17 protein-coding genes and 1 pseudogene are annotated in these 19,963 nt (G+C 60.4%); 10 read left to right on the top strand and 8 right to left on the bottom strand.

Annotation, left to right across the window (positions count from 1 at the left end; translation table 11 throughout):
* Positions 1-108 precede the first annotated feature (108 nt).
* Positions 109-873, bottom strand: coding sequence for a methyl-accepting chemotaxis protein (locus tag K3819_RS29800; protein ID WP_371855245.1), 765 nt, complete (start codon positions 871-873; stop codon positions 109-111).
* A gap of 141 nt (positions 874-1,014) precedes the next feature.
* A pseudogene (locus tag K3819_RS29795) lies at positions 1,015-1,854 on the bottom strand (cache domain-containing protein); the annotation flags it as partial.
* A 331-nt stretch (positions 1,855-2,185) separates the two neighbouring features.
* On the opposite strand from K3819_RS29795, the gene K3819_RS22840 reads away from it, so the two are divergent.
* Positions 2,186-3,673 carry a helicase HerA-like domain-containing protein gene (locus K3819_RS22840; protein WP_085610976.1) on the top strand — a complete coding sequence of 496 codons (1,488 nt, stop codon included), beginning with the start codon at positions 2,186-2,188 and terminating at the stop codon, positions 3,671-3,673.
* A gap of 11 nt (positions 3,674-3,684) precedes the next feature.
* On the opposite strand, the gene K3819_RS22835 is transcribed toward K3819_RS22840, so the two are convergent.
* Positions 3,685-4,140 carry a DUF721 domain-containing protein gene (locus K3819_RS22835; protein ID WP_085610816.1) on the bottom strand — a complete coding sequence of 152 codons (456 nt, stop codon included), beginning with the start codon at positions 4,138-4,140 and terminating at the stop codon, positions 3,685-3,687.
* Between the two features lie 307 nt (positions 4,141-4,447).
* Here K3819_RS22835 and secA point away from each other — a divergent pair, with 307 nt between their 5' ends.
* The 4 genes from secA to K3819_RS22815 all read left to right on the top strand — a co-directional run bounded on the left by secA (position 4,448) and on the right by K3819_RS22815 (position 10,162).
* Positions 4,448-7,186: a preprotein translocase subunit SecA gene (secA, locus tag K3819_RS22830; protein WP_221397999.1), complete on the top strand. Its 2,739-nt coding sequence runs from the start codon at positions 4,448-4,450 to the stop codon at positions 7,184-7,186.
* A gap of 122 nt (positions 7,187-7,308) precedes the next feature.
* Positions 7,309-8,526: a bifunctional glutamate N-acetyltransferase/amino-acid acetyltransferase ArgJ gene (gene argJ / locus K3819_RS22825; RefSeq protein ID WP_039765981.1), complete on the top strand. Its 1,218-nt coding sequence runs from the start codon at positions 7,309-7,311 to the stop codon at positions 8,524-8,526.
* Between the two features lie 62 nt (positions 8,527-8,588).
* Positions 8,589-9,221, top strand: coding sequence for a glutathione S-transferase family protein (locus K3819_RS22820; protein ID WP_221397998.1), 633 nt, complete (start codon positions 8,589-8,591; stop codon positions 9,219-9,221).
* Positions 9,218-10,162 carry a Nudix family hydrolase gene (locus K3819_RS22815; RefSeq protein ID WP_085610813.1) on the top strand — a complete coding sequence of 315 codons (945 nt, stop codon included), beginning with the start codon at positions 9,218-9,220 and terminating at the stop codon, positions 10,160-10,162. The genes K3819_RS22820 and K3819_RS22815 overlap by 4 nt, the downstream gene beginning before the upstream one ends.
* Before the next feature lie 136 nt (positions 10,163-10,298).
* On the opposite strand, the gene K3819_RS22810 is transcribed toward K3819_RS22815, so the two are convergent.
* Genes K3819_RS22810 through K3819_RS22800 form a run of 3 tightly spaced genes read right to left on the bottom strand, consistent with a single transcriptional unit; the run spans position 10,299 to position 13,886 of the window.
* Complete coding sequence (locus K3819_RS22810; protein ID WP_221397997.1) at positions 10,299-10,883, bottom strand: cob(I)yrinic acid a,c-diamide adenosyltransferase; 585 nt, start codon at positions 10,881-10,883, stop codon at positions 10,299-10,301.
* 3 nt (positions 10,884-10,886) lie between these two features.
* Complete coding sequence (locus tag K3819_RS22805; protein ID WP_085610811.1) at positions 10,887-12,923, bottom strand: HAMP domain-containing sensor histidine kinase; 2,037 nt, start codon at positions 12,921-12,923, stop codon at positions 10,887-10,889.
* Between the two features lie 45 nt (positions 12,924-12,968).
* Positions 12,969-13,886: a putative 2-dehydropantoate 2-reductase gene (locus tag K3819_RS22800; RefSeq protein ID WP_221397996.1), complete on the bottom strand. Its 918-nt coding sequence runs from the start codon at positions 13,884-13,886 to the stop codon at positions 12,969-12,971.
* Positions 13,887-14,026: 140 nt separating this feature from the next.
* Here K3819_RS22800 and K3819_RS22795 point away from each other — a divergent pair, with 140 nt between their 5' ends.
* Together K3819_RS22795 and K3819_RS22790 are read left to right on the top strand one after the other, a co-directional pair.
* On the top strand, positions 14,027-14,512 hold the full coding sequence (locus K3819_RS22795) for a YajQ family cyclic di-GMP-binding protein (protein WP_011335651.1): 486 nt from the start codon (positions 14,027-14,029) through the stop codon (positions 14,510-14,512).
* 138 nt (positions 14,513-14,650) lie between these two features.
* On the top strand, positions 14,651-15,490 hold the full coding sequence (locus tag K3819_RS22790; RefSeq protein ID WP_064599011.1) for a mechanosensitive ion channel family protein: 840 nt from the start codon (positions 14,651-14,653) through the stop codon (positions 15,488-15,490).
* A gap of 122 nt (positions 15,491-15,612) precedes the next feature.
* Here K3819_RS22790 and K3819_RS22785 read toward each other — a convergent pair whose 3' ends face one another.
* Positions 15,613-16,959, bottom strand: coding sequence for an OprD family porin (locus K3819_RS22785; RefSeq protein ID WP_085606620.1), 1,347 nt, complete (start codon positions 16,957-16,959; stop codon positions 15,613-15,615).
* Positions 16,960-17,849: 890 nt separating this feature from the next.
* On the opposite strand from K3819_RS22785, the gene K3819_RS22780 reads away from it, so the two are divergent.
* Together K3819_RS22780 and K3819_RS22775 are read left to right on the top strand one after the other, a co-directional pair.
* Positions 17,850-18,275 carry an HIT domain-containing protein gene (locus tag K3819_RS22780; RefSeq protein ID WP_041475414.1) on the top strand — a complete coding sequence of 142 codons (426 nt, stop codon included), beginning with the start codon at positions 17,850-17,852 and terminating at the stop codon, positions 18,273-18,275.
* Positions 18,276-18,278: 3 nt separating this feature from the next.
* Entirely contained in the window at positions 18,279-18,485 is a 207-nt protein-coding gene (locus K3819_RS22775; RefSeq protein WP_039766003.1) for a SlyX family protein, read from the top strand.
* Between the two features lie 94 nt (positions 18,486-18,579).
* Here K3819_RS22775 and K3819_RS29595 read toward each other — a convergent pair whose 3' ends face one another.
* Positions 18,580-19,182: a cold-shock protein gene (locus K3819_RS29595; protein ID WP_011335647.1), complete on the bottom strand. Its 603-nt coding sequence runs from the start codon at positions 19,180-19,182 to the stop codon at positions 18,580-18,582.
* A 308-nt stretch (positions 19,183-19,490) separates the two neighbouring features.
* On the opposite strand from K3819_RS29595, the gene K3819_RS22765 reads away from it, so the two are divergent.
* Positions 19,491-19,961 carry a Dps family protein gene (locus K3819_RS22765; RefSeq protein ID WP_007951212.1) on the top strand — a complete coding sequence of 157 codons (471 nt, stop codon included), beginning with the start codon at positions 19,491-19,493 and terminating at the stop codon, positions 19,959-19,961.
* The last annotated feature ends 2 nt before the right edge of the window (positions 19,962-19,963 follow it).

Below are 19,963 nucleotides of genomic sequence, written 5' to 3'. Positions count from 1 at the left end.
GATGTTCGGTCGGGGTTTCGCGGTGGGGCGCAAGGTCGGTTTCGGAGGGATTGCCGGTCGTCTTCGTCGGATGGCAATGAACCGACGAAGACGACCGGCAGAACGGCTTTAAATGCGGAAGCTGCCAACCAGTTGCTTCAAGCGCGAAGCCTGCTGCTCCAGATCCGAGCAGGCACGCAACGTCGCCTGCAAGTTCTCGACACCTTCCTGGTTCAGCGTATTGATCTCGGTAATATCCACGTTGATCGACTCGACCACGGCAGTCTGTTCCTCGGTCGCGGTCGCCACCGACTGGTTCATCCCGTCGATTTCACCAATGCGCTGGGTCACGCTGTTCAGGCGCTCGCCGGCGAGGTTGGCGATGTCCACGCTGTCCTGGCTGTGTCGCTGGCTGTCGCTCATGGTGCTGACGGATTCGCGGGCGCCGACTTGCAGTTCCTCGATCATGGTCTGCACCTGTTGCGCCGATTCCTGGGTGCGGTGGGCGAGGTTGCGCACCTCGTCCGCCACCACCGCAAATCCGCGCCCGGCTTCACCGGCACGTGCTGCCTCGATGGCCGCGTTGAGCGCCAGCAGGTTGGTCTGCTGGGAAATGCTGGTGATCACTTCCAGAATCTGGCCGATGTTCACGGTTTTGCTGTTCAGCGATTCGATATTGCTGCTGGATGCGCTGAGCATGCTCGACAGTTGATTCATTGCCTTGATGCTGCGCTCCACCACTTGCTGGCCGTCTTCAGCCAGGCCACGGGCGTCGCTGGCCTGGGTCGAGGCTTGTGCGGCGTTGCGAGCGATTTCCTGGGCGGCGGCGCCGAGCTGGTTGATCGCCGCCGCCACGCTGTTGGTGCGCGAGGCTTGCTGGTCGGAGTTGTACATCGACGAGTTCGAGGCCGCGACTACCCGCAGGGCGACTTCGTTGACCTGGCCGGTGGCCGACGACACTTCGCGGATCGAGCCGTGGATACGTTCGACGAAACGGTTGAACGCCGTGCCGAGCACGCCGAATTCGTCCTGGTTCTGAATGGTCAGGCGCTTGGTCAGGTCGCCTTCGCCGTCGGCGATGTCTTCCATGGCGCGGGTCATGACATGCAGCGGCTGGATCAGGATGCGGATCAGCATGCCGAGCAGGGCAATGATGATCGCCACTGCAATCACGGTCGCGATCACGGCCGAGGTGCGGAATTCGCTGAGCATCGAGAAGGCTTTGTCTTTGTCCACCGACAGGCCGATGTACCAGTTCACCGACGGCAGGCCTTTGATCGGGGTGAAGTTGACGATGCGGGTCTTGCCGTCGACGGTGACTTCAGTGAAGTCACTGCTGATGCGCGGGGTGTCCTGCGGATAGGCTTCCTTCAGTGATTTCATCACCAGGGCCTTGTCCGGGTGCACCAGGATCTTGCCGTCGGCGCTGACCAGGAACGCGTAGCCCATGCCGGAGAAGTCCCGGGCGCTGAGGGTGTTGATCAGGGTTTGCAGGCTCAGATCGCCGCCCACCACGCCCACGCTCTGGCCGGCCTTTTTCGCGGCAGTGGCGATGGAAATGATGGTCTGGCCGGTGGCGGCGTCGATGTACGGTTCGGTCAGGGTCGAGGTGCTGCTGCTTTCCGCACCTTTATACCAGGGGCGAACGCGCGGATCGAAACCGTCCGGCATCTTCGCATCCGGGCGGATGGTGAAGTGCCCGGTGGCATCGCCGAGGTAGGACGCCATGAAGGTCGAGGTCAGAGCTTTCTGTTCCAGCAGGCTGGCGACGGCGGCAGGCTCGGGATTGATGGCGATGTTCTGGGCAGCGTTCTCGATCAGCAGGATGCGCCCGCTGAGCCAGGTCTGGATGTTGTCGGCTGTGACCTCGCCCATCTCGTTGAGGTAATTGTCCAGGTCCTCGCGGATCGCATTGCGTTGCAACCAGTCGTTGTACAGCGTGAACGAGGCGAAGGCGGCAATGACGATGAGGGCGGCGGCAAGCAAAATTTTATGGCTGAAACGCAGATTTTTGTTCATGGCTTGGGGTTCCGCTAAGGTCTTATTATTCAGGGCGTGCTTCTATAGATGCTCGCTAGGTGGGCTTGATGAGTACAAGCAGGTATTTCCGCTTCTCCTTAGGGAAATCTCCGATGCGGATGTCAGTCGCATCTGTCACCTTTAGCTATCGGCCATGCTCGACAAAGATTAACCATTGGGTGACCAAATGCCTGACTCCTTGCAACTCGTAATCGGCGCCGACCTCGCCGGGCAACCCATCGCCCAGGCCATGCGCCTGGCCAACCGTCACGGGCTGGTGGCCGGGGCCACCGGTACCGGCAAGACCGTCACCTTGCAGCGTCTGGCCGAGGCGTTCAGCGACGCCGGCGTCGCGGTGTTCGCCGCCGACGTCAAGGGCGACCTGTGCGGCCTCGGTGCTGCCGGCAATCCCCAGGGCAAGATTGCCGAGCGCATCGCCGGCATGCCGTGGCTCAATCACAAGCCTCAAGCGTATCCCGTGACCTTGTGGGACATTCACGGTCAGTCCGGTCATCCGTTGCGCACCACGCTGAGCGAAATGGGCCCGCTACTGATCGGCGCCCTGCTGGAGCTGACCGACAGCCAGCAATCGGCGCTGTACGCCGCTTTCAAGGTGGCGGATCGCGAAGGCCTGTTGCTGCTGGATCTCAAAGACCTGAAAGCGCTGCTCAATCACCTCAAGGACAATCCGCAGCTGTTGGGCGAAGACGCGGCGCTGTTCACCACCGGCTCCAGCCAGGCGCTGTTGCGGCGTCTGGCCACGCTGGAGCAGCAGGGCGCCGAGGCGTTGTTCGGCGAGCCGGCGCTGCAACTGGAGGACATTCTGCAGCCGACCGCCGATGGTCGCGGCCGCATTCATCTGCTCGACGCCAGTCGTCTGGTGCATGAGGCGCCGAAGGTCTACGCGACCTTCCTGTTGTGGCTGCTGGCCGAGCTGTTCGAGCAATTGCCGGAACGCGGCGATGCCGACAAACCGCTACTGGCATTGTTTTTTGATGAGGCGCATTTGTTGTTCGGCGACACGCCCAAGGCCTTGCAGGAGCGCCTGGAACAAGTTGTGCGGCTGATTCGCTCGAAAGGCGTGGGCGTGTATTTCGTCACCCAGTCGCCGGGCGACCTGCCGGACGACGTGCTGGCGCAACTGGGGCTGCGGATTCAGCATGGGTTGCGCGCATTTACCGCCAAGGAACAGAAATCCCTGCGGGCGGTGGCGGATGGCTTCCGGCCGAATCCGGCGTTCGACACGTTAACGGTGCTCACCGAACTCGGGATCGGCGAGGCTTTGGTCGGCACGCTGCAAGAGAAGGGCACGCCGGAAATGGTGCAGCGGGTGCTGGTGGCACCGCCGCAATCGCGGATCGGACCGTTGACCGAGACCGAACGCACGGTGTTGATTGCCGGTTCGCCGTTCAAGGGGCGTTATGACAAGCCGATCGACCGGGAGTCGGCCTATGAAATTCTGATGGGCCGCAAGGGGCTGGGACCGGAGGCGGAAGCGGCGCCGGGCAAACCGGCGATTGAGGAGCCGAGCCTGGCGGACAAGGCTGGGGAGTTCCTTGGTACGGCCGCGGGGCAGGCGCTCAAGTCTGCGATGCGCCAGGCGGCGAATTCGCTGGGTAAACAGTTGGTGCGCGGTCTGATGGGGTCATTGCTCGGGGGCAGCAAACGCCGCTGATCAACCAAGGCTCAGGGTTTAGGTTTGGCGTGGGCGGCCAGTCGTTCCAGTGCCGCTCGCAGATTCGGATCGCTGATCCCGTCGGCGGTGGCCTGGATGGTCGCCGCCGCATCCGTCGACAGGTCGATCGTCGGCCCGTTCGCCTCGCGCTGGAGGGTCGGTGGCCGCACGGCGAATTTGATCCGTGTCAGATTGGCGAACTCATCGAACATCTGCAGTTGCCGTTGCAGGCGTTTCTGCTGATAGCGCAGGCGCGTAGCCCAATGGCCGTCGGTGACGATCAGCAGCAGCTCGCCTTCGCGCCACTTGGCCACGTGGCAGTGCGCGCGGGCGGCAGGTTGCAGCTGGCTTTCGAGCAGACGTTGCAGATGGGCCAGACGCTGGGCATGACCGAGGATGGCTTTCAACGGCCTGGCTTCGCGTAGCAGAACGGCGGGCGCTCTGGCTGTGAGAGGGCGAAATGCCATGATCTAGGACCTGAAGTGACAGAGGCGCCATGGTAGCAGATGGCACCCATTTCACTCGCCCATTGCTTTTGTCCCTGCTTTGCCCATTAAATCAACGACTAACTTCTTCCCTGTACGGCTTGAAGTTGAGCAAAACGCCCCTATTTTAAGTGAGCCCCGTCAAAGCGCAGTGCCAGCATCGTGGAATATCCCCACTTTCCTCACCACCGTTTCCGGGTAGAATGCTCGTTCGCATGCGGCCATGAGGGCTGCACGGGCGACTCACGGGGCCGCCCTCCATCCCTTTAGTGTGGAAGATCCTGCCGATATGTTTGCGCCTTTGTTAAAGAAACTTTTTGGAAGCAAGAACGAGCGTGAAGTCAAACGCATGCTCAAGACGGTGCAGCTCGTCAATGCCTTCGAAGAGAAGATGGTCGCCCTCTCGGACGATCAACTGCGCGCCAAGACCGCAGAGTTCAAGGACCGCATTGCCAAGGGGGAGACCCTCGACAAGCTGTTGCCGGAAGCCTTTGCGGTCGCCCGCGAAGCCGGCAAGCGTGTCATGGGCATGCGCCACTTCGACGTCCAGCTGATCGGCGGCATGACCCTGCACGAAGGCAAGATTGCCGAAATGCGCACCGGTGAAGGCAAGACCCTGGTGGGTACCCTGGGCGTTTACCTCAACGCGCTGTCCGGCAAGGGCGTGCACGTTGTGACCGTGAACGATTACCTGGCCCGCCGCGACGCCAACTGGATGCGTCCGCTGTATGAATTCCTCGGTCTGAGCGTCGGTATCGTGACGCCGTTCCAGCCGCCGGAAGAGAAGCGCGCCGCCTACGCTGCCGACATCACCTACGGTACCAACAACGAATTCGGGTTCGACTACCTGCGCGACAACATGGCGTTCAGCATGGAAGAGAAATTCCAGCGCGAACTCAACTTTGCCGTGATCGACGAAGTCGACTCCATCCTCATCGACGAAGCGCGTACCCCGCTGATCATTTCCGGTCAGGCCGAGGACAGCTCCAAGCTGTATATCGAGATCAACAAGCTGATCCCGAAACTCAAGCTGCACGTCGAAGAAGTCGAAGGCGAAGTCACCCAGGAAGGCCATTACACCGTCGACGAGAAGACCCGTCAGGTCGAACTCAACGAAGCCGGTCACCAGTTCATCGAAGACCAACTGACCAGCATCGGTCTGCTGGCCGAAGGCGAGAGCCTGTACTCGGCGCATAACCTGAGCCTGCTGACTCACGTTTATGCCGGTCTGCGTGCGCACAAGCTGTTCCATCGCAACGTCGAATACATCGTGCAGGACGGTCAGGTCGTACTGGTCGACGAACACACCGGCCGTACCATGCCCGGCCGTCGTTTGTCAGAAGGTCTGCACCAGGCTATCGAAGCCAAGGAAGGCCTGAACATCCAGGCCGAGAGCCAGACCCTGGCATCGACCACGTTCCAGAACTACTTCCGCCTCTACGAAAAGCTGTCCGGCATGACCGGTACCGCCGACACCGAAGCGTTCGAATTCCATCAGATCTATGGCCTGCAGGTCATCGTGATCCCGACCAACAAGCCGTTGGCCCGTAAGGATTACAACGACCTGGTGTTCCTGACCGCCGAAGAGAAATACGCGGCGATCGTCAATGACATCAAGGAAAGCATGGCCGCCGGCCGTCCGGTGCTGGTGGGTACTGCGACCATCGAAACCTCCGAGCACATGTCCGCATTGCTCGAGAAGGAAGGCATCGAACACAAGGTTCTGAACGCCAAGTTCCACGAAAAAGAAGCTGAAATCATCGCGCAGGCCGGTCGTCCGGGCGCACTGACCATCGCTACCAACATGGCCGGTCGTGGTACCGACATCCTGTTGGGCGGCAACTGGGAAGTTGAAGTCGCGTCGCTGGAAAACCCGACCCCTGAGCAGATCGCCCAGATCAAGGCCGACTGGCAGAAGCGTCACCAGCAAGTGCTGGAGTCCGGCGGTCTGCAGGTAATCGCGTCCGAGCGTCACGAATCCCGTCGTATCGACAACCAGCTGCGTGGCCGTGCCGGCCGTCAGGGTGACGCCGGTTCCAGCCGCTTCTACCTGTCGCTGGAAGACAGCCTGATGCGTATCTTCGCCTCCGACCGGGTGAAGAACTTCATGAAAGCCCTGGGCATGCAGCCTGGCGAAGCGATCGAACACCGCATGGTGACCAACGCCATCGAGAAGGCACAGCGCAAGGTTGAAGGCCGCAACTTCGACATTCGCAAGCAACTGCTCGAGTTCGACGACGTCAACAACGAACAGCGTAAAGTGATCTATCACATGCGTAACACGTTGCTGGCTGCGGACAACATCGGCGAAACCATCGCTGACTTCCGCCAGGACGTTCTGAACGCCACCGTCAGCGCGCACATTCCGCCGCAATCGCTGCCAGAGCAGTGGGACGTGGCCGGTCTGGAAGCGTCGATCGCCAGCGACTTCGGCGTGAAACTGCCGATCCAGCAATGGCTCGACGAAGACGATCACCTGTACGAAGAAACCCTGCGCGAAAAGCTGATGAACGAGCTGATCGCCGCGTACAACGAAAAAGAAGACCAGGCTGGCGCTGAAGCCCTGCGCTCGTTCGAGAAGCAGATCGTGCTGCGCGTTCTGGACGACCTGTGGAAAGACCACCTGTCGACCATGGATCACCTGCGTCACGGTATCCACCTGCGTGGTTATGCGCAGAAAAACCCGAAACAGGAATACAAGCGCGAGTCCTTCACGCTGTTCTCCGAGCTGCTGGATTCGATCAAGCGCGACTCGATCCGTGTGTTGTCGCACGTTCAGGTTCGCCGCGAAGATCCGGCCGAGGAAGAGCAACGCCTGCGTCAGGAAGCCGAAGCACTGGCCGCCCGCATGCAGTTCGAACACGCTGAAGCGCCAGGTCTGGATCAACCGGAAGCACTGGTCGGTGAAGAGGTCGATGTGGCCCTCGCCACCGCCCCGGTGCGCAACGAGCAGAAGCTGGGCCGCAACGAACTGTGCTACTGCGGTTCGGGCAAGAAATTCAAGCATTGCCACGGGCAGATCCAGTAAAACCCGTTTCAATCGCTGAAATACCCGCGCCGCGACCGGCACCAGCCGTCGCGGCGTTTTGCCATTTACACCACCGTCACTACGCTTGGCGGTGCTGACATCATTGAGTAAGGAGCGCATTCATGGCTGTTGGTCTTGGTCCTTTGCCAACGTTGCACCCGGTTGCCGGTTTTGAACTCGGTATCGCTTCGGCCGGCATCAAGCGCCCGGGGCGCAAGGATGTCGTCGTGATGCGTTGCGCCGAAGGTTCCACCGTGGCGGGCGTGTTTACGTTGAACGCTTTCTGTGCAGCGCCGGTGATCCTGGCCAAGAAACGCGTGCAGAACGCTGTGCGCTACCTGTTGACCAACACCGGCAATGCCAACGCCGGCACCGGCGAACCGGGCCTGGCTGCTGCCGAGCGCACCACCGCCAAACTGGCTGAACTGACCGGCGTGGATGCCAGCCAGATCCTGCCGTATTCCACTGGCGTGATCGGCGAGCCGCTGCCGGTCGAGAAGATCGAAGGCGCCCTGCAGGCCGCGCTGGACGACCTGTCGGAAAACAACTGGGAAGCCGCCGCCACCGGCATCATGACCACCGACACGCTGCCAAAAGGCGCCAGCCGCCAGTTCCAGCATGACGGCGTGACCATCACCGTCACCGGCATCAGCAAGGGCGCGGGCATGATCCGTCCGAACATGGCGACCATGCTCGGTTACATCGCCACTGACGCCAAAGTCTCTCGCGACGTGCTGCACAACCTGATCCTGGACGGCGCCAACAAGTCGTTCAACCGCATCACCATCGACGGCGACACCTCGACCAACGATTGCTGCATGCTGATCGCCACCGGCAAGGCTGCGCTGCCGGAAATCACCCGTGCCGAAGGCGAGCTGTTCACCAAGCTGAAACAAGCCGTGTTCGAGGTGTGCATGGACGTGGCCCAGGCCATCGTGCGTGACGGCGAAGGCGCGACCAAGTTCGTGACCGTTGAAGTCAACGGCGGCGGCAATCACCAGGAATGCCTGGACGTCGGCTACACCGTGGCCCACTCGCCGCTGATCAAGACGGCACTGTTTGCGTCCGACCCGAACTGGGGCCGAATCCTCGCTGCCGTTGGTCGGGCCGGCGTGCCGGACCTGGACGTAAGCAAGATCGACGTATTCCTTGGCGAGGTGTGCATCGCCAGCCGTGGCGCCCGCGCCGCGACTTACACCGAAGCCCAGGGCTCGGCGGTGATGCAACAGGAAGAAATCACCATCCGTATCGAACTGGGTCGCGGCGATTGCAGCGAAACCATCTGGACCACCGACCTGTCCCACGAGTACGTGAAGATCAACGCCGAATACCGCACCTGATCCCTGCCGAAGAAGGAGGTCTGCGGACCTCCTTTTCTTCTGTCCCATGAAAGGACCCGAACATGAGCCTTCACCTGATCATCGGCGACAAACTGCTTTCCTCCTGGTCCCTGCGCGCGGCACTGGCGCTTGAACTGACCGGCGCGCCCTACACCGAAGAACTGGTCAAACTCGGCAAGCCCGACACCCGCGAGCGGTTGCTTACCCATTCGCCGACCGCCAAGGTGCCGCTGCTGAAAACCGCCCGCGGCACCATTGCCGATTCGCTGGCGATTGCCGAATACCTGGCCGAACAGTTTCCTTCCGAGCAACTCTGGCCGACCGATATCTTCGCCCGAGCCCAGGCGCGATCCGCCTGCGCGCAGATGCACAGCGGCTTTTTCGCCATGCGCAACCACATGCCGTTCAATCTGAGCCACGACGCGCCGCTCAATCCGGTGCCGCCGGAAGTGAAGGTCGATGTCGAGCGCATGCTCGCGCTGTGGGCCGAATGCCGTGCTGTCGCGACCGAACCGGGGCCTTACCTGTTTGGTCGGGTGTCGCTGGCCGATGCGTTCTTCGCCCCGATTGCCGTGCGTCTGCGCACCTATCAGGTGAAGCTGCCGGCTGATGATCAAGCCTATGTTGAAACCGTCTACCAATGGCCAGCCTTCAAGGCCTGGCAAAAGGCCGGACTGGAGGAATTGCAGTCGTGAAACGCGTACACGTCGCCGCCGCCGTCATTCGTGATGGCAGCGGCAAAATTCTGATCGCCCGCCGTGCCGATACCCAGCATCAGGGCGGCCTCTGGGAATTTCCCGGTGGCAAGGTCGAAGCCGACGAGTCGGTGCAGACCGCCCTGGCCCGCGAGCTGCACGAAGAGTTGGGCATCGTTGTCGGCGCTGCCCGGCCGCTGATCAAAGTGCGCCACGATTATCCGGACAAGCAGGTGTTGCTGGATGTCTGGGAAGTGTCGAGCTTCACCGGCGAACCTCATGGCGCCGAAGGCCAGCCTTTGGCCTGGGTTTCTGCCAGAGCGCTGACGGATTACGAATTCCCGGCGGCCAACCAGCCGATCGTCGCGGCGGCGCGTCTGCCCGCTGAATACCTGATCACCCCGGAAGACCTGGAAACCCCGGCCTTGCTGCGCGGTATCCAGAAGGCGATTGCCGGCGGTATCAAGCTGATCCAGCTGCGTGCGCCCAATGGTTATGACCCGAAGTACCGCGATCTGGCGGTGGATGCGGTCGGCCTGTGCGCCGGCAAGGCGCAGTTGATGATCAAGGGCCCGTTCGAGTGGCTGGGCGATTTCCCGGCCGCCGGCTGGCACATCACCTCGGCACAGTTGCGCAAGTATGCGGCTGCGGGGCGTCCGCTGCCGGCGGAGCGCTGGCTGGCGGCGTCCTGCCACAACGCTGAAGAACTGGCACTGGCCGAGCAGATGGGTGTGGATTTCGTGACCCTGTCGCCGGTGCAACCGACCCTGACTCACCCGGATGCGCAGCCGTTGGGCTGGGAGCAGGCGTCGACGCTGATCGAAGGTTTCAGCAAGCCGGTGTTTCTGCTGGGCGGAGTCGGACCGGCGGAGCGTGAACAAGCGTGGAATGCCGGGGCTCAGGGTGTGGCGGGGATTCGAGCGTTCTGGCCTGAGGCCTGATTCTTTATTGAGGCTGATGTCCCTTCGCGAGCAAGCCCGCTCCCACGGTTGATTGCATTGCCGCAGGAGGAACTCGATCAACTGTGGGAGCGGGCTTGCTCCGGGCGGCGTTCCGACGAAGGCGTCCTGATCGGCGCTACACCTCTGAAGGTTTCGCCGCCGGTTGCCACAGAATCTCGACGATACCCTGGCGCCGCGCAATCAACCTCGCCGCCACAAACAACAGATCCGACAAGCGATTGATATACGCCAGGCCAACCCCGGCCAACGGTTCGATCGCATTCAAATGCTGGCAACGCCGCTCGGCACTGCGCGCCAGGCTGCGACAGACATGGGCCTGGGCAATCAGCATCGAACCGCCCGGCAGAATGAAATTCTCCAGCGGCCCCAATTCTTCATTCCAGACATCGATGGCGGCTTCCAGCCGTTCGATTTCTGCTGTGTTCAATGCCTGATACTCCGGCATCGCCAGTTCACCGCCAAGGTCGAACAACCGGTGCTGGCAGGGCGCCAACACGTCGATCAGTTCATTCAGACCGGGGCAGGTTTCGCGCTCGGCGATCAATCCGGCCAGCAGCACGCCGACCTGACTGTTCAGCGTATCGACCTCGCCAATGGCCTCGATGCGCGGATGATCCTTGGGTACCCGGCGGCCGTCGCCGAGTCCGGTTTCGCCCTTGTCGCCAGTGCGGGTGTAGATCTTCGACAAGCGAAAGCCCATGGTTTACCTCGGTAGTAGATTGGTTTCGGCGGCGATGGGCGCCGGTTGCGCCAGTGGCAGGCGCAGGGTGAAGCAGGTGCCTTGCCCTGGCGCCGACTGCACTTCCATCTGCCCTTTGTGGTTGTTGGTGATGATGAAGTACGACACCGACAGCCCGAGCCCCGTGCCCTGGCCGATTTCCTTGGTGGTGAAGAACGGTTCGAAGGTGCGCTTGCGCACGTTCTCGCTCATGCCGATGCCGTTGTCCTCGACCTGAATCTCGGCCCATGGTGGATTGAGACGGGTGCGCAGGGTGATTCGCCCTGGCTCGCTGTCATCTTCGCGCTGGTGGATCGCCTGCGCGGCGTTTTTCAGCAGGTTCAGCAGCACCTGTTCGAGTTCGTTGGCAGTGCCGGGCACCGGGCCCAGCGCCGGGTCGAACTGGCGAATGATAGCCTGACCCTTGAAGTCGAAGCCGATGGCCAGGTCAAAGTCGTTGCCGGCGATCTCCACGGCTTGATCGATCAGCGCCGGCAGGTCGCACGGCGCCATCTGGCGGTTGCTGCGGCGACTGAAACTGAGCATGTGGGTGACGATTTTCGCCGCCCGCGCACCGGCCTGCTGGATGCCGTCGAGCAGTTGCGGGACTTCCCGGCCTTGCAGGTAGCGGTTCACGGTATCGAGTTCGATGCCCAGTTGCTCGGCCTGCTCGAGGTTCTTCGGCAGGTCTGGCGACAGACGTCGGCGAATGTTCTGCACGTTGTGCAGGATCGCCCCCAGCGGATTGTTGATTTCGTGGGCCATGCCGGCGGCGAGGCCACCGACCGACAGCATTTTCTCCGACTGCACCATCATTTCTTCCAGCGACAGACGCTGGGTGATGTCGTCGATGCGGATCACCACGCCGCGTCCGGCACCGCCCATCAACGGATAGAAGGTCAGGGCGTAGTGCTTGGGCTCGTCGTCCTTGAACCATGTCACCCGCTCGATTTTCGCCACCGTGTGCTGTTCGACGGTCTGCTTGAGTTGCGGCAGGAACGGCTTGAGCGGCTCGAACGCGAGGAAGATCGGCTGGTTGAGCGCTTCGTCCAGCCGGGTACCGGAAAGGGCGCTGGCCTCCTGGTTCCATTGGGTGACGTAGAGCTGTTCGTCGAGGGCGATCAGCGCCGAGGGCATGGAGTCGATGATGCTGTTGAGGTAGTTCTGGAACCCGGTGAGTTTTTTTTCGATCTTGCTGCGCACCTGGACTTCCAGTTCCAGCTTGCGGTTGGTGTGGCGGGTTTCTTCAGCCAGACCCTGGGCCTGATCGTAGGCGGCTTGCGAGTCATCGCGGGCGCGCTTGAGTTGCTGCTCCCGGGCCTCGATGCGCGAGAGCATGGTGTTGAACGCTTCGGCCAGACTGCCGATTTCGTCATGGTTGCCCCGGGAGGCGCGCAGGGCGTAGTTCTCTTCGCGGGTGACCTGGCGGGACAGTTCTTCGAGCTGATGGATCGGCCGGGTGATCAGGCGCTTGATCTGCCGGGCGATGACCAGCCACAGCAGCACACTGAAAATCAGAATCCCCAGACTGGCGGTGAGCGTGCCGGTGTAGAACGCCACCGGCAGTTCACTGCTGGCCACCAGCAACAGGTGGCCCGGTGCGGTGCCGGGGCGGGGCAGGGTGATCAACTGGTTGCTGCGGAACTCGGTCAGTTGCCAGGCTTCGATGTGCCGGTAGCGTTCCGGCAGGTTGAGTTTGTCGCCGTGCTGCAACTGCGCCAAGCGTTCGCCCTTGCCGTCATACAGCGCGGCGGCACGCAGCGGGGAATAGCTGTCGAGCTCCTTGAGCAAACGCTCGGCGCTTTGTGGCGACTGCAAGGCGTCGGCCACCAGGCTCGGGTTCGACACCAGCCGGCCGATGGTCTGCAACGCCTGGGGGGCCATACTTTCCTGGGAGATGTAATAGGCGGCGCTGATAAAGGTCAGGTTGGCGACCAGCAACACAGTGGTCAACAGCACCAGCAGGGCGGCCAACAATTTCTGGCCGACCGGCAGGTTTTCAAGACGCTGGCGCAATGGCATCAGGTTTATCGCAGCAAAGGAACAAGTGGCCAGCGTAGCCGCTGCTCAGTCGACGGGCAATCCGAGACTGTGCAGATGAGCGCTCAGGCGCTCCTGCAATTGCTTGAGATGAGGCAGGTTCAACTGATGACGCTCTGCAACCTTGCAGGCGTGGCCGAGCAGATAACTGATCTCGGTGCGGCGTTTACTGGCCACGTCCTGGTACATGGACGAGAAATTCGCCGCGGTGGCTTGGATCACCCGTTCGACTTCCTGTTGCAGGTTGTCCGCCGCGGCCGGTTGCCCGCTGTTTTCGAGCAGTTCGGTCAGTTCGCCGCACAGCGTGGCGACTTCGCAGTGATGTTGCTGCAAGCCGCCATTGCGGCAATCGTGCAACACCGTCAGCGGATTGATCGCACAGTTGAGCGCCAGTTTGCGCCACAGGCGGGTGAGGATGTCGGCGCTCCACTCATGGGGGATTTTTGCCGCCTCAAGATCGTCCAGCCAGAATGGCGCCACGGGATGAGCGGCGTCGCCGAGCCAGGTGTAACCATGGCCGGCGAATACCACGCGCCAGTCGCCATCGCGAAAAGCGCCTTCGGTGCTGGAGGCGCTGATGCAGCGGGCCTGCGGGACTCGCGCGGCGACTGCTTCCTGACTGCCGAGGCCGTTCTGCAAAAGAATCAGTTCGGCGTCCGGTGCCAGGCGATGGGCAAGCCCGGCTACGGCCGTATCGGCGTCGTAGGCCTTGCAGGCCACCAGCAGGCGGCGGATCGGTTCGGGGCTGTCCGGGGTTTCGCCAGGGATGGCGTAGCTGCTGGCCACGCCTTGCTCGACGAGGGTCAGGCCGCCCGCCGTCGCATAGTCGTGCAAGCGGTCAATGTCGCGCAGGATCAACCGAACCGGCAGGCCGGCCCGGGCCAGGCGTGTGGCCCAGAGCGTGCCGAGACTTCCGGCGCCGAGGACGTGCCAGGGGGTGGACATCAGTTTTTCACTCGGTAAGGTACTGGCATGCAAGGCTCGCCGTGTCGGTGGGAAAAGACCCGTTATAATGAGCCCGATTTTAACCGCAAGCCAAGCGCGCCGCGTCCCGTACGAGCGCGCCTTTTTATTGGAGAACTTACATGCCGTCGTTCGACGTGGTATCCGAACTGGACAAACACGAACTCACCAACGCGGTCGAGAACGCCGTGAAGGAACTCGATCGTCGTTATGACCTGAAAGGCAAGGGCAGCTTCGAATACAAGGAAAAGGACCTGACCGTCCACCTGACCGCTGAAGCCGATTTCCAGCTGGAAGCGATGATCGAGATCCTCAAGCTGGCCCTGGTCAAGCGCAAGATCGACGTGCAGTGCCTCGAAGTCAAAGACTCCTTCGCCTCGGGCAAGCTGATGAAGCAGGACGCCGTCCTCAAGGAAGGCATCGACAAGGAACTGGCGAAGAAAATCGTCGGCCACATCAAGGAAGCCAAGCTCAAGGTGCAGGCCGCCATTCAGGGCGAGCAGGTACGTGTGACCGGCAAGAAGCGTGACGACCTGCAGGAAGCCATCGCGGCCCTGCGTGCCAAGGAATTTGGCATGCCACTGCAGTTCAACAACTTCCGCGACTAAGCTTTTCGGTCGGGAACCTCTCGGCGTTTAATGCGTCCGAGGCCCAAGCGACGGCAGAAACGATTGAGCCCTGTTCGGTTCGGTCTTTCTGCCGCTGGTTTTTTACAGCCCGGGAAGCCGGCAATCAGGAGATAAAAGATGGATTTGAATGCTGAGGTGGACAACCTGGTCAAGGCGTCCCAGGCGTGGATTCCGATGATCATGGAATACGGCAGCCGTGTGTTGCTGGCGGTGATTACCCTGGCCATCGGCTGGTGGCTGATCAACAAGGTCACGCAAAAGCTCGGCGGCCTGCTGGCCCTGCGCAATGCCGACCTGGCGCTGCAAGGTTTCATCAGCAGCCTGGCCAACATCATTCTCAAGGTGCTGCTGATCGTCAGCGTGGCGTCGATGATCGGCGTCGAGACTACCTCGTTCGTCGCGGCAATCGGTGCGGCCGGCCTGGCCATCGGTCTGGCGTTGCAGGGCAGCCTGGCGAACTTCGCCGGCGGCGTGCTGATTCTGCTGTTCCGTCCGTTCCGCATCGGTGACTGGATCGAAGCTCAGGGTGTGGCGGGTACCGTCGACAGCATTCAGATTTTCCACACCGTGCTGCGCACTGGCGACAACAAGACCATCATTGTCCCGAACGGCAACCTGTCGAACGGCATCATCACCAACACCAACCGTCAGCCAACGCGCAAGGTTGTGTTTGATGTAGGTGTGGATTACGAAGCCGATCTGCAAAAGGCCCGTCAGGTGCTGCTGGATCTGGCCAAGGATGAGCGCGTTCTGCAGGATCCGGCACCTCAGGCCGTTATTTCGACACTGGGTGACAGTTCGATCACTGTTTCCCTGCGGGTATGGGTTAAAACTGCGGATTACTGGGATGTGATGTTCATGTTTAACGAACAGTCGCGTGATCGTTTAAAGACTGCAGGCATTGATATTCCTTTTCCACAACGAGTGATTCGTGTGGTTCAGGAATCGGCAGTGTAATGATAGGTTGCTAATTAATTGCCTGACTTATCGGTCAGGCATCTATTACAAGTGACAGGCAATAAAAAGGCCCATCCGAAGATGGGCCTTTTTGTTTTGTTACTGCAACTAACTCGGTGCGATTACAAAAGCGACAGCGGGTAGTCGACGATCAGACGGAACTCTTTGGTATCGCCTTCGCCTTCGTCGGCGTTAGCGAAGTGCCAGGCTTGACGAATACGGAAGGACAGGTCTTTGGCCGGGCCAGACTGAACTACGTATTTGGCTTCGAAGTTGGTTTCGTTGTGTTTGCCATCTTCGCCATACAGACCAGCGTAGGCGCTGCCTGCTGGAGTGTGGGTGCCGTCGATGTCCCAGCCTTTAACGTAGCGGGTCATGAAGCTCAGACCTGGAACGCCGTACTCGGCCATCTTGATGTCGTAACGGATCTGGGCAGACTTCTCGCCCGGGGCGTTGAAGTCAGAGTACTGGATGGAGTTGGCGAGGAAGATCGAGTCGCCGCCACGGTTGTTCTTGCCCACGCCGATGTAGTCGAACGGAGTGTCGCCGTTGACCTTCTGGAAGGCCAGGGTGATGGTGTGCGCTTTCAGGAACGAGAGAGCGGTGGCCAGGGAGAACGCGGTGTTGCTGATGTCACCGGCTTTCGCGCTACCGGTGTCGGTGGTGCGATAGATGTTGAAGTCGGTGTTCAGCGAGGTGTCACCACCGAACGGAGTGGTGAGGTTCACGTTGGCGTAGTACTGGTTCCAGATGTCTTCCAGTTTGGCGCCGTAGAGCGATGCGCTCAGGTTTTCGGTGATGCCGTACTTGCCACCGAAGTAGTCGATGGTGTTGGCTTCAACGCCGGCGTAGGTCGCGTACAGACCGCCTTCACGGGAGTTGCGGTCCTGGCTGGTTGCCGAGTAGAAGTGACCGGCTTCGAGGTCAAGGTCTTTGATCTCGCTGCTCTGCAGTTGGAAACCGCTGGCAGTTTGCGGAAGGATACGGGAGCCGCCGACAGCGAACACCGGAGCGGTGCTAGGCTGCATGTCACCGATTTTCAGCTCGGTTTTCGATACGCGGAACTTGATGGCAGCGCCGGCTTTGCCTTGGCTGTCGTCAGGGTCGCGGGAACCGTTTGCATTGAATTCGTTGCTGCGGCTCATGTTGCCGGAGCCGCTGGTGCCGGCGCCGCCGTCCAGTTTGATGGCCAGGTAGCCGAACGCATCAACGCCGACGCCAACAGTACCTTGGGTGTAACCGGAGCTGAAGTTGCCCCAGATACCCTGGGTCCAGTCTTTAACGTCACGGGCACCGTCTTTGTTGTCACGGTTGAAGTAATAGTTGCGAATCAGCAAGTCAGCTTTCGCGTCTTCAACGAAGCCTTTCGCTTCAGCCTGGTCACTTACAAACGGGGCGGCCGTAGCCATTTGAGTACTGGCTGCTGCAGCAACTGCCAGTGCGATCATGCTCCACTTCATCACGCGCATCGTGATTTGCTCCTTTGGTTTTAGAAGAGTACTGCCGTCCCACCTGTTTTATTATCTGGGCGGCTCTTTCTTTTTGTGTCGGCGCAAACTTATATCACGCCGACCATGTTGGCGATACTTGCGAATCCAACCTTTCAGCTTCTTTACGAGCGTGTCGCAAACGGCTTGGTAGATGTCGCAAATTTACAGTCCAAATGCAATGGGACTGACAACTTCAGCGCTGTTTTACAGAGCTTGAGCATCGGTAAAAAAGAGTCCCTTGGCAAAACGCTTGAATCTCCATCGGGCAACCCTGCCACTGTTTTTATGGGGCTCAAGGCATCACTTCTTGTGGTGCGCTTATAGTCCATATGGGTATGAATGCAACAAGCGTGCACAAACCGCTGAATTGTTCCGGTTTTTTTCAAGGTGCTCGTCTGATGCTGTAAAAACCTCATAAAACCGGGGGCTTCGAGGGTCTTTCGAACAGGCTTGACGCCATCCTTCGCATGGTGTTGCTCCCTGAAAGTCGCAGCGCGACAACCAAAAACGTTACCGGTTCACCCCGTCAGTGAGTATTCGGCGGATGCCCGACGCACTGAGCGTAGACGTGCTGTGCGGTTTTGGTGCAAAAAATTTCAATGGCTGTACTGAATTCATACAGTTGAGCGGTTGAAGGGCCGTAAACGCCACGATATGACCCGGTCCTTGCGCCGTATTCATTGGCAGGTTCCGTACTGGTGCGCTCATGCTGCAAATGGCTCATTCCGGGGCGCTGGAAATCCTTGCAGTAGCGCATTCGCCGTGAAGGACTCCACAATCGCAGGTATGCTGCCGTCCAGTCGTTTGGCGCGCTGCTTTCGCAGTGGGGCGCTAAGCTGAAAACAGGTCAACCGCCGGGAGTGCGCGCAGTGTTTGCTTTAGATTCACGACTTCAACAGGACACCCTGACCATCGGCGATTTCCCGCTCTGCCGACTGCTGTTGTCCAACGATGCCAACTACCCGTGGTTCATCCTGGTGCCACGCCGCGACGATATCAGCGAGTTGTTTCAGTTGGATGTCGCCGACCAGCAGCGCTTGTGGCAGGAAACCACGGCCCTGGCCGAAGTGCTCAAGGACTCCTTCGATGCCGACAAGATGAATGTCGCGACCCTGGGTAATGTTGTCAGCCAACTGCATATGCATGTCATCGTGCGTAAACGGGACGATGCCGCCTGGCCGGCGCCGGTCTGGGGCAAGCACCCCGCCAAGCCTTACAGTGCCGAGCAAGTGGCCGCGATCCGCGAGCGCCTGCGTCTGGTGCTGGACGAAGATTTCACCTTTCTGGAGGGCTGAGTCATGAGCCTCGAACAACGTGTTACCGAGCTGGAAAGCCGCCTGGCGTTTCAGGACGACACCATTCAGGCATTGAACGATGTGCTGGTGGAGCAGCAGCGGGTGGTTGAGCGTCTGCAATTGCAGATGGCAGCTGTACTCAAGCGTCAGGAAGAGATGGTCGGCCAGATCGGATCCTTTGAGGAAGACGCGCCGCCGCCACACTATTGAGAGGCGTTCGGGCATGCTCCCGTGAAAAAAGCGCGCATTAAAAAACCGCGAACAGCCAGGCTGTTCGCGGTTTTTTATTGCCGGGAGGCGTGAATCAGCGACGCGGCAGGGCGGCGATCACGTCTTCGGCCTGCAGGCCCTTGTCACGGTTCATCACCGAGAACTCCACGCGCTGGCCTTCGACCAGAACGCGGTGGCCTTCGCCACGGATGGCGCGAAAGTGCACGAAAATATCATCGCCGGAATCCCGGGAGATAAAGCCGAAGCCCTTGGAGGTGTTGAACCACTTGACGGTGCCGGTATCGCGGTTGCTCATGTCGTAGCTTTGCGTAGCGGCGGCCGGTGAGGATTTATAAAAGCTGACGGCCAGGTGCAGGACCACGGCAACCAGTGCAATCACCAGGCTGAACAGTACGGCTGGCTGGCCGGCGATGACAGGCATCGGCGCGATCAGGGTCAGGGTTTGCAGGACGACGGTCAGGACCAGCAAGGCGCTGACCAGGTTTTGCAGATGCTGGCGCGGACCTTTGTTCCAGTAAGGGATGACTGGCGCAAGGATCAGGTTCAGCAGGCCGAAAAAGGCCAGGTAAAGTGCATCGGGTTGTTGCAGGTAAGGTACCGCTTCGGACTTCAGGCTAGGTATGAAGGACAGCAGCAAGGCTGCTGCGCCCATTAGCAGGTGGACGATTTTCAACATTTTTATTGACTCACGTTATGACGGCTCACAAGGAAGAGCTGAAGGCGCACGGTTCGCTTCGGAACAATAAAGAGGCGTTGGACACGTACCCGGCATCAGCCTATGCGCAGGCCCGGAAAACGGGGCGTAGCGACACACTGCCTATTTAACAGCAAAGCCTGCGGGTACTCAAATTACGCCGGCCAGCGGCAGGCGTCGGACGATTTGTCGCGTCTATCGGGGTCATGCGGGGGCTGCGGGGCGGGGGTGGCCTTGCTACAGTGCAGCGGCACCTGTTGGATGAATTCAATCGCCTTTAGGGGGTAAACATGGCAATCGATATCGGTATCAGTGAAGAAGACCGCAAATCCATCGTCGAAGGGCTCTCGCGCCTTCTGTCGGACACCTACGTGCTGTATCTGAAGACCCACAACTTCCACTGGAACGTCACCGGGCCGATGTTCCGGACCCTGCATCTGATGTTCGAGGAGCAATACAACGAACTGGCCCTGGCGGTGGATTCGATTGCCGAACGTATCAGGGCCCTGGGTTTTCCCGCCCCGGGCGCGTACGCGACCTATGCGCGGCTGTCTTCCATTAAAGAGGAGGAGGGGGTGCCGAGTGCCGAGGACATGATCAAACAATTGGTCGAGGGTCAGGAGGCAGTCACTCGCACGGCGCGGGGGATATTCCCCCTGCTGGATAAAGTCAGCGATGAGCCGACCGCCGACCTGCTGACTCAGCGTATGCAGGTTCACGAGAAAACCGCGTGGATGTTGCGCGCACTGCTCGAGGCCTGACG

This window comes from Pseudomonas sp. 3-2 (genome assembly GCF_019710535.1).
In the GTDB taxonomy this organism is placed as follows: domain Bacteria; phylum Pseudomonadota; class Gammaproteobacteria; order Pseudomonadales; family Pseudomonadaceae; genus Aquipseudomonas; species Aquipseudomonas pharyngis.
This window is presented reverse-complemented; position numbering and strand designations above follow the sequence as displayed.

Excerpts from the sequence above, each read along its gene's own strand:
- argJ (WP_039765981.1), top strand. The coding sequence starts at position 7,309 with ATGGCTGTTGGTCTTGGTCCTTTGCCAACGTTGCACCCGGTTGCCGGT.
- K3819_RS22840 (WP_085610976.1), top strand. The coding sequence starts at position 2,186 with ATGCCTGACTCCTTGCAACTCGTAATCGGCGCCGACCTCGCCGGGCAA.
- K3819_RS22820 (WP_221397998.1), top strand. The coding sequence starts at position 8,589 with ATGAGCCTTCACCTGATCATCGGCGACAAACTGCTTTCCTCCTGGTCC.
- K3819_RS22785 (WP_085606620.1), bottom strand. The coding sequence starts at position 16,959 with ATGCGCGTGATGAAGTGGAGCATGATCGCACTGGCAGTTGCTGCAGCA.
- secA (WP_221397999.1), top strand. The coding sequence starts at position 4,448 with ATGTTTGCGCCTTTGTTAAAGAAACTTTTTGGAAGCAAGAACGAGCGT.
- K3819_RS22835 (WP_085610816.1), bottom strand. The coding sequence starts at position 4,140 with ATGGCATTTCGCCCTCTCACAGCCAGAGCGCCCGCCGTTCTGCTACGC.
- K3819_RS22800 (WP_221397996.1), bottom strand. The coding sequence starts at position 13,886 with ATGTCCACCCCCTGGCACGTCCTCGGCGCCGGAAGTCTCGGCACGCTC.
- K3819_RS22795 (WP_011335651.1), top strand. The coding sequence starts at position 14,027 with ATGCCGTCGTTCGACGTGGTATCCGAACTGGACAAACACGAACTCACC.
- K3819_RS22805 (WP_085610811.1), bottom strand. The coding sequence starts at position 12,923 with ATGCCATTGCGCCAGCGTCTTGAAAACCTGCCGGTCGGCCAGAAATTG.
- K3819_RS29800 (WP_371855245.1), bottom strand. The coding sequence starts at position 873 with ATGTACAACTCCGACCAGCAAGCCTCGCGCACCAACAGCGTGGCGGCG.
- K3819_RS22765 (WP_007951212.1), top strand. The coding sequence starts at position 19,491 with ATGGCAATCGATATCGGTATCAGTGAAGAAGACCGCAAATCCATCGTC.
- K3819_RS22790 (WP_064599011.1), top strand. The coding sequence starts at position 14,651 with ATGGATTTGAATGCTGAGGTGGACAACCTGGTCAAGGCGTCCCAGGCG.
- K3819_RS22775 (WP_039766003.1), top strand. The coding sequence starts at position 18,279 with ATGAGCCTCGAACAACGTGTTACCGAGCTGGAAAGCCGCCTGGCGTTT.
- K3819_RS22810 (WP_221397997.1), bottom strand. The coding sequence starts at position 10,883 with ATGGGCTTTCGCTTGTCGAAGATCTACACCCGCACTGGCGACAAGGGC.
- K3819_RS29595 (WP_011335647.1), bottom strand. The coding sequence starts at position 19,182 with ATGTTGAAAATCGTCCACCTGCTAATGGGCGCAGCAGCCTTGCTGCTG.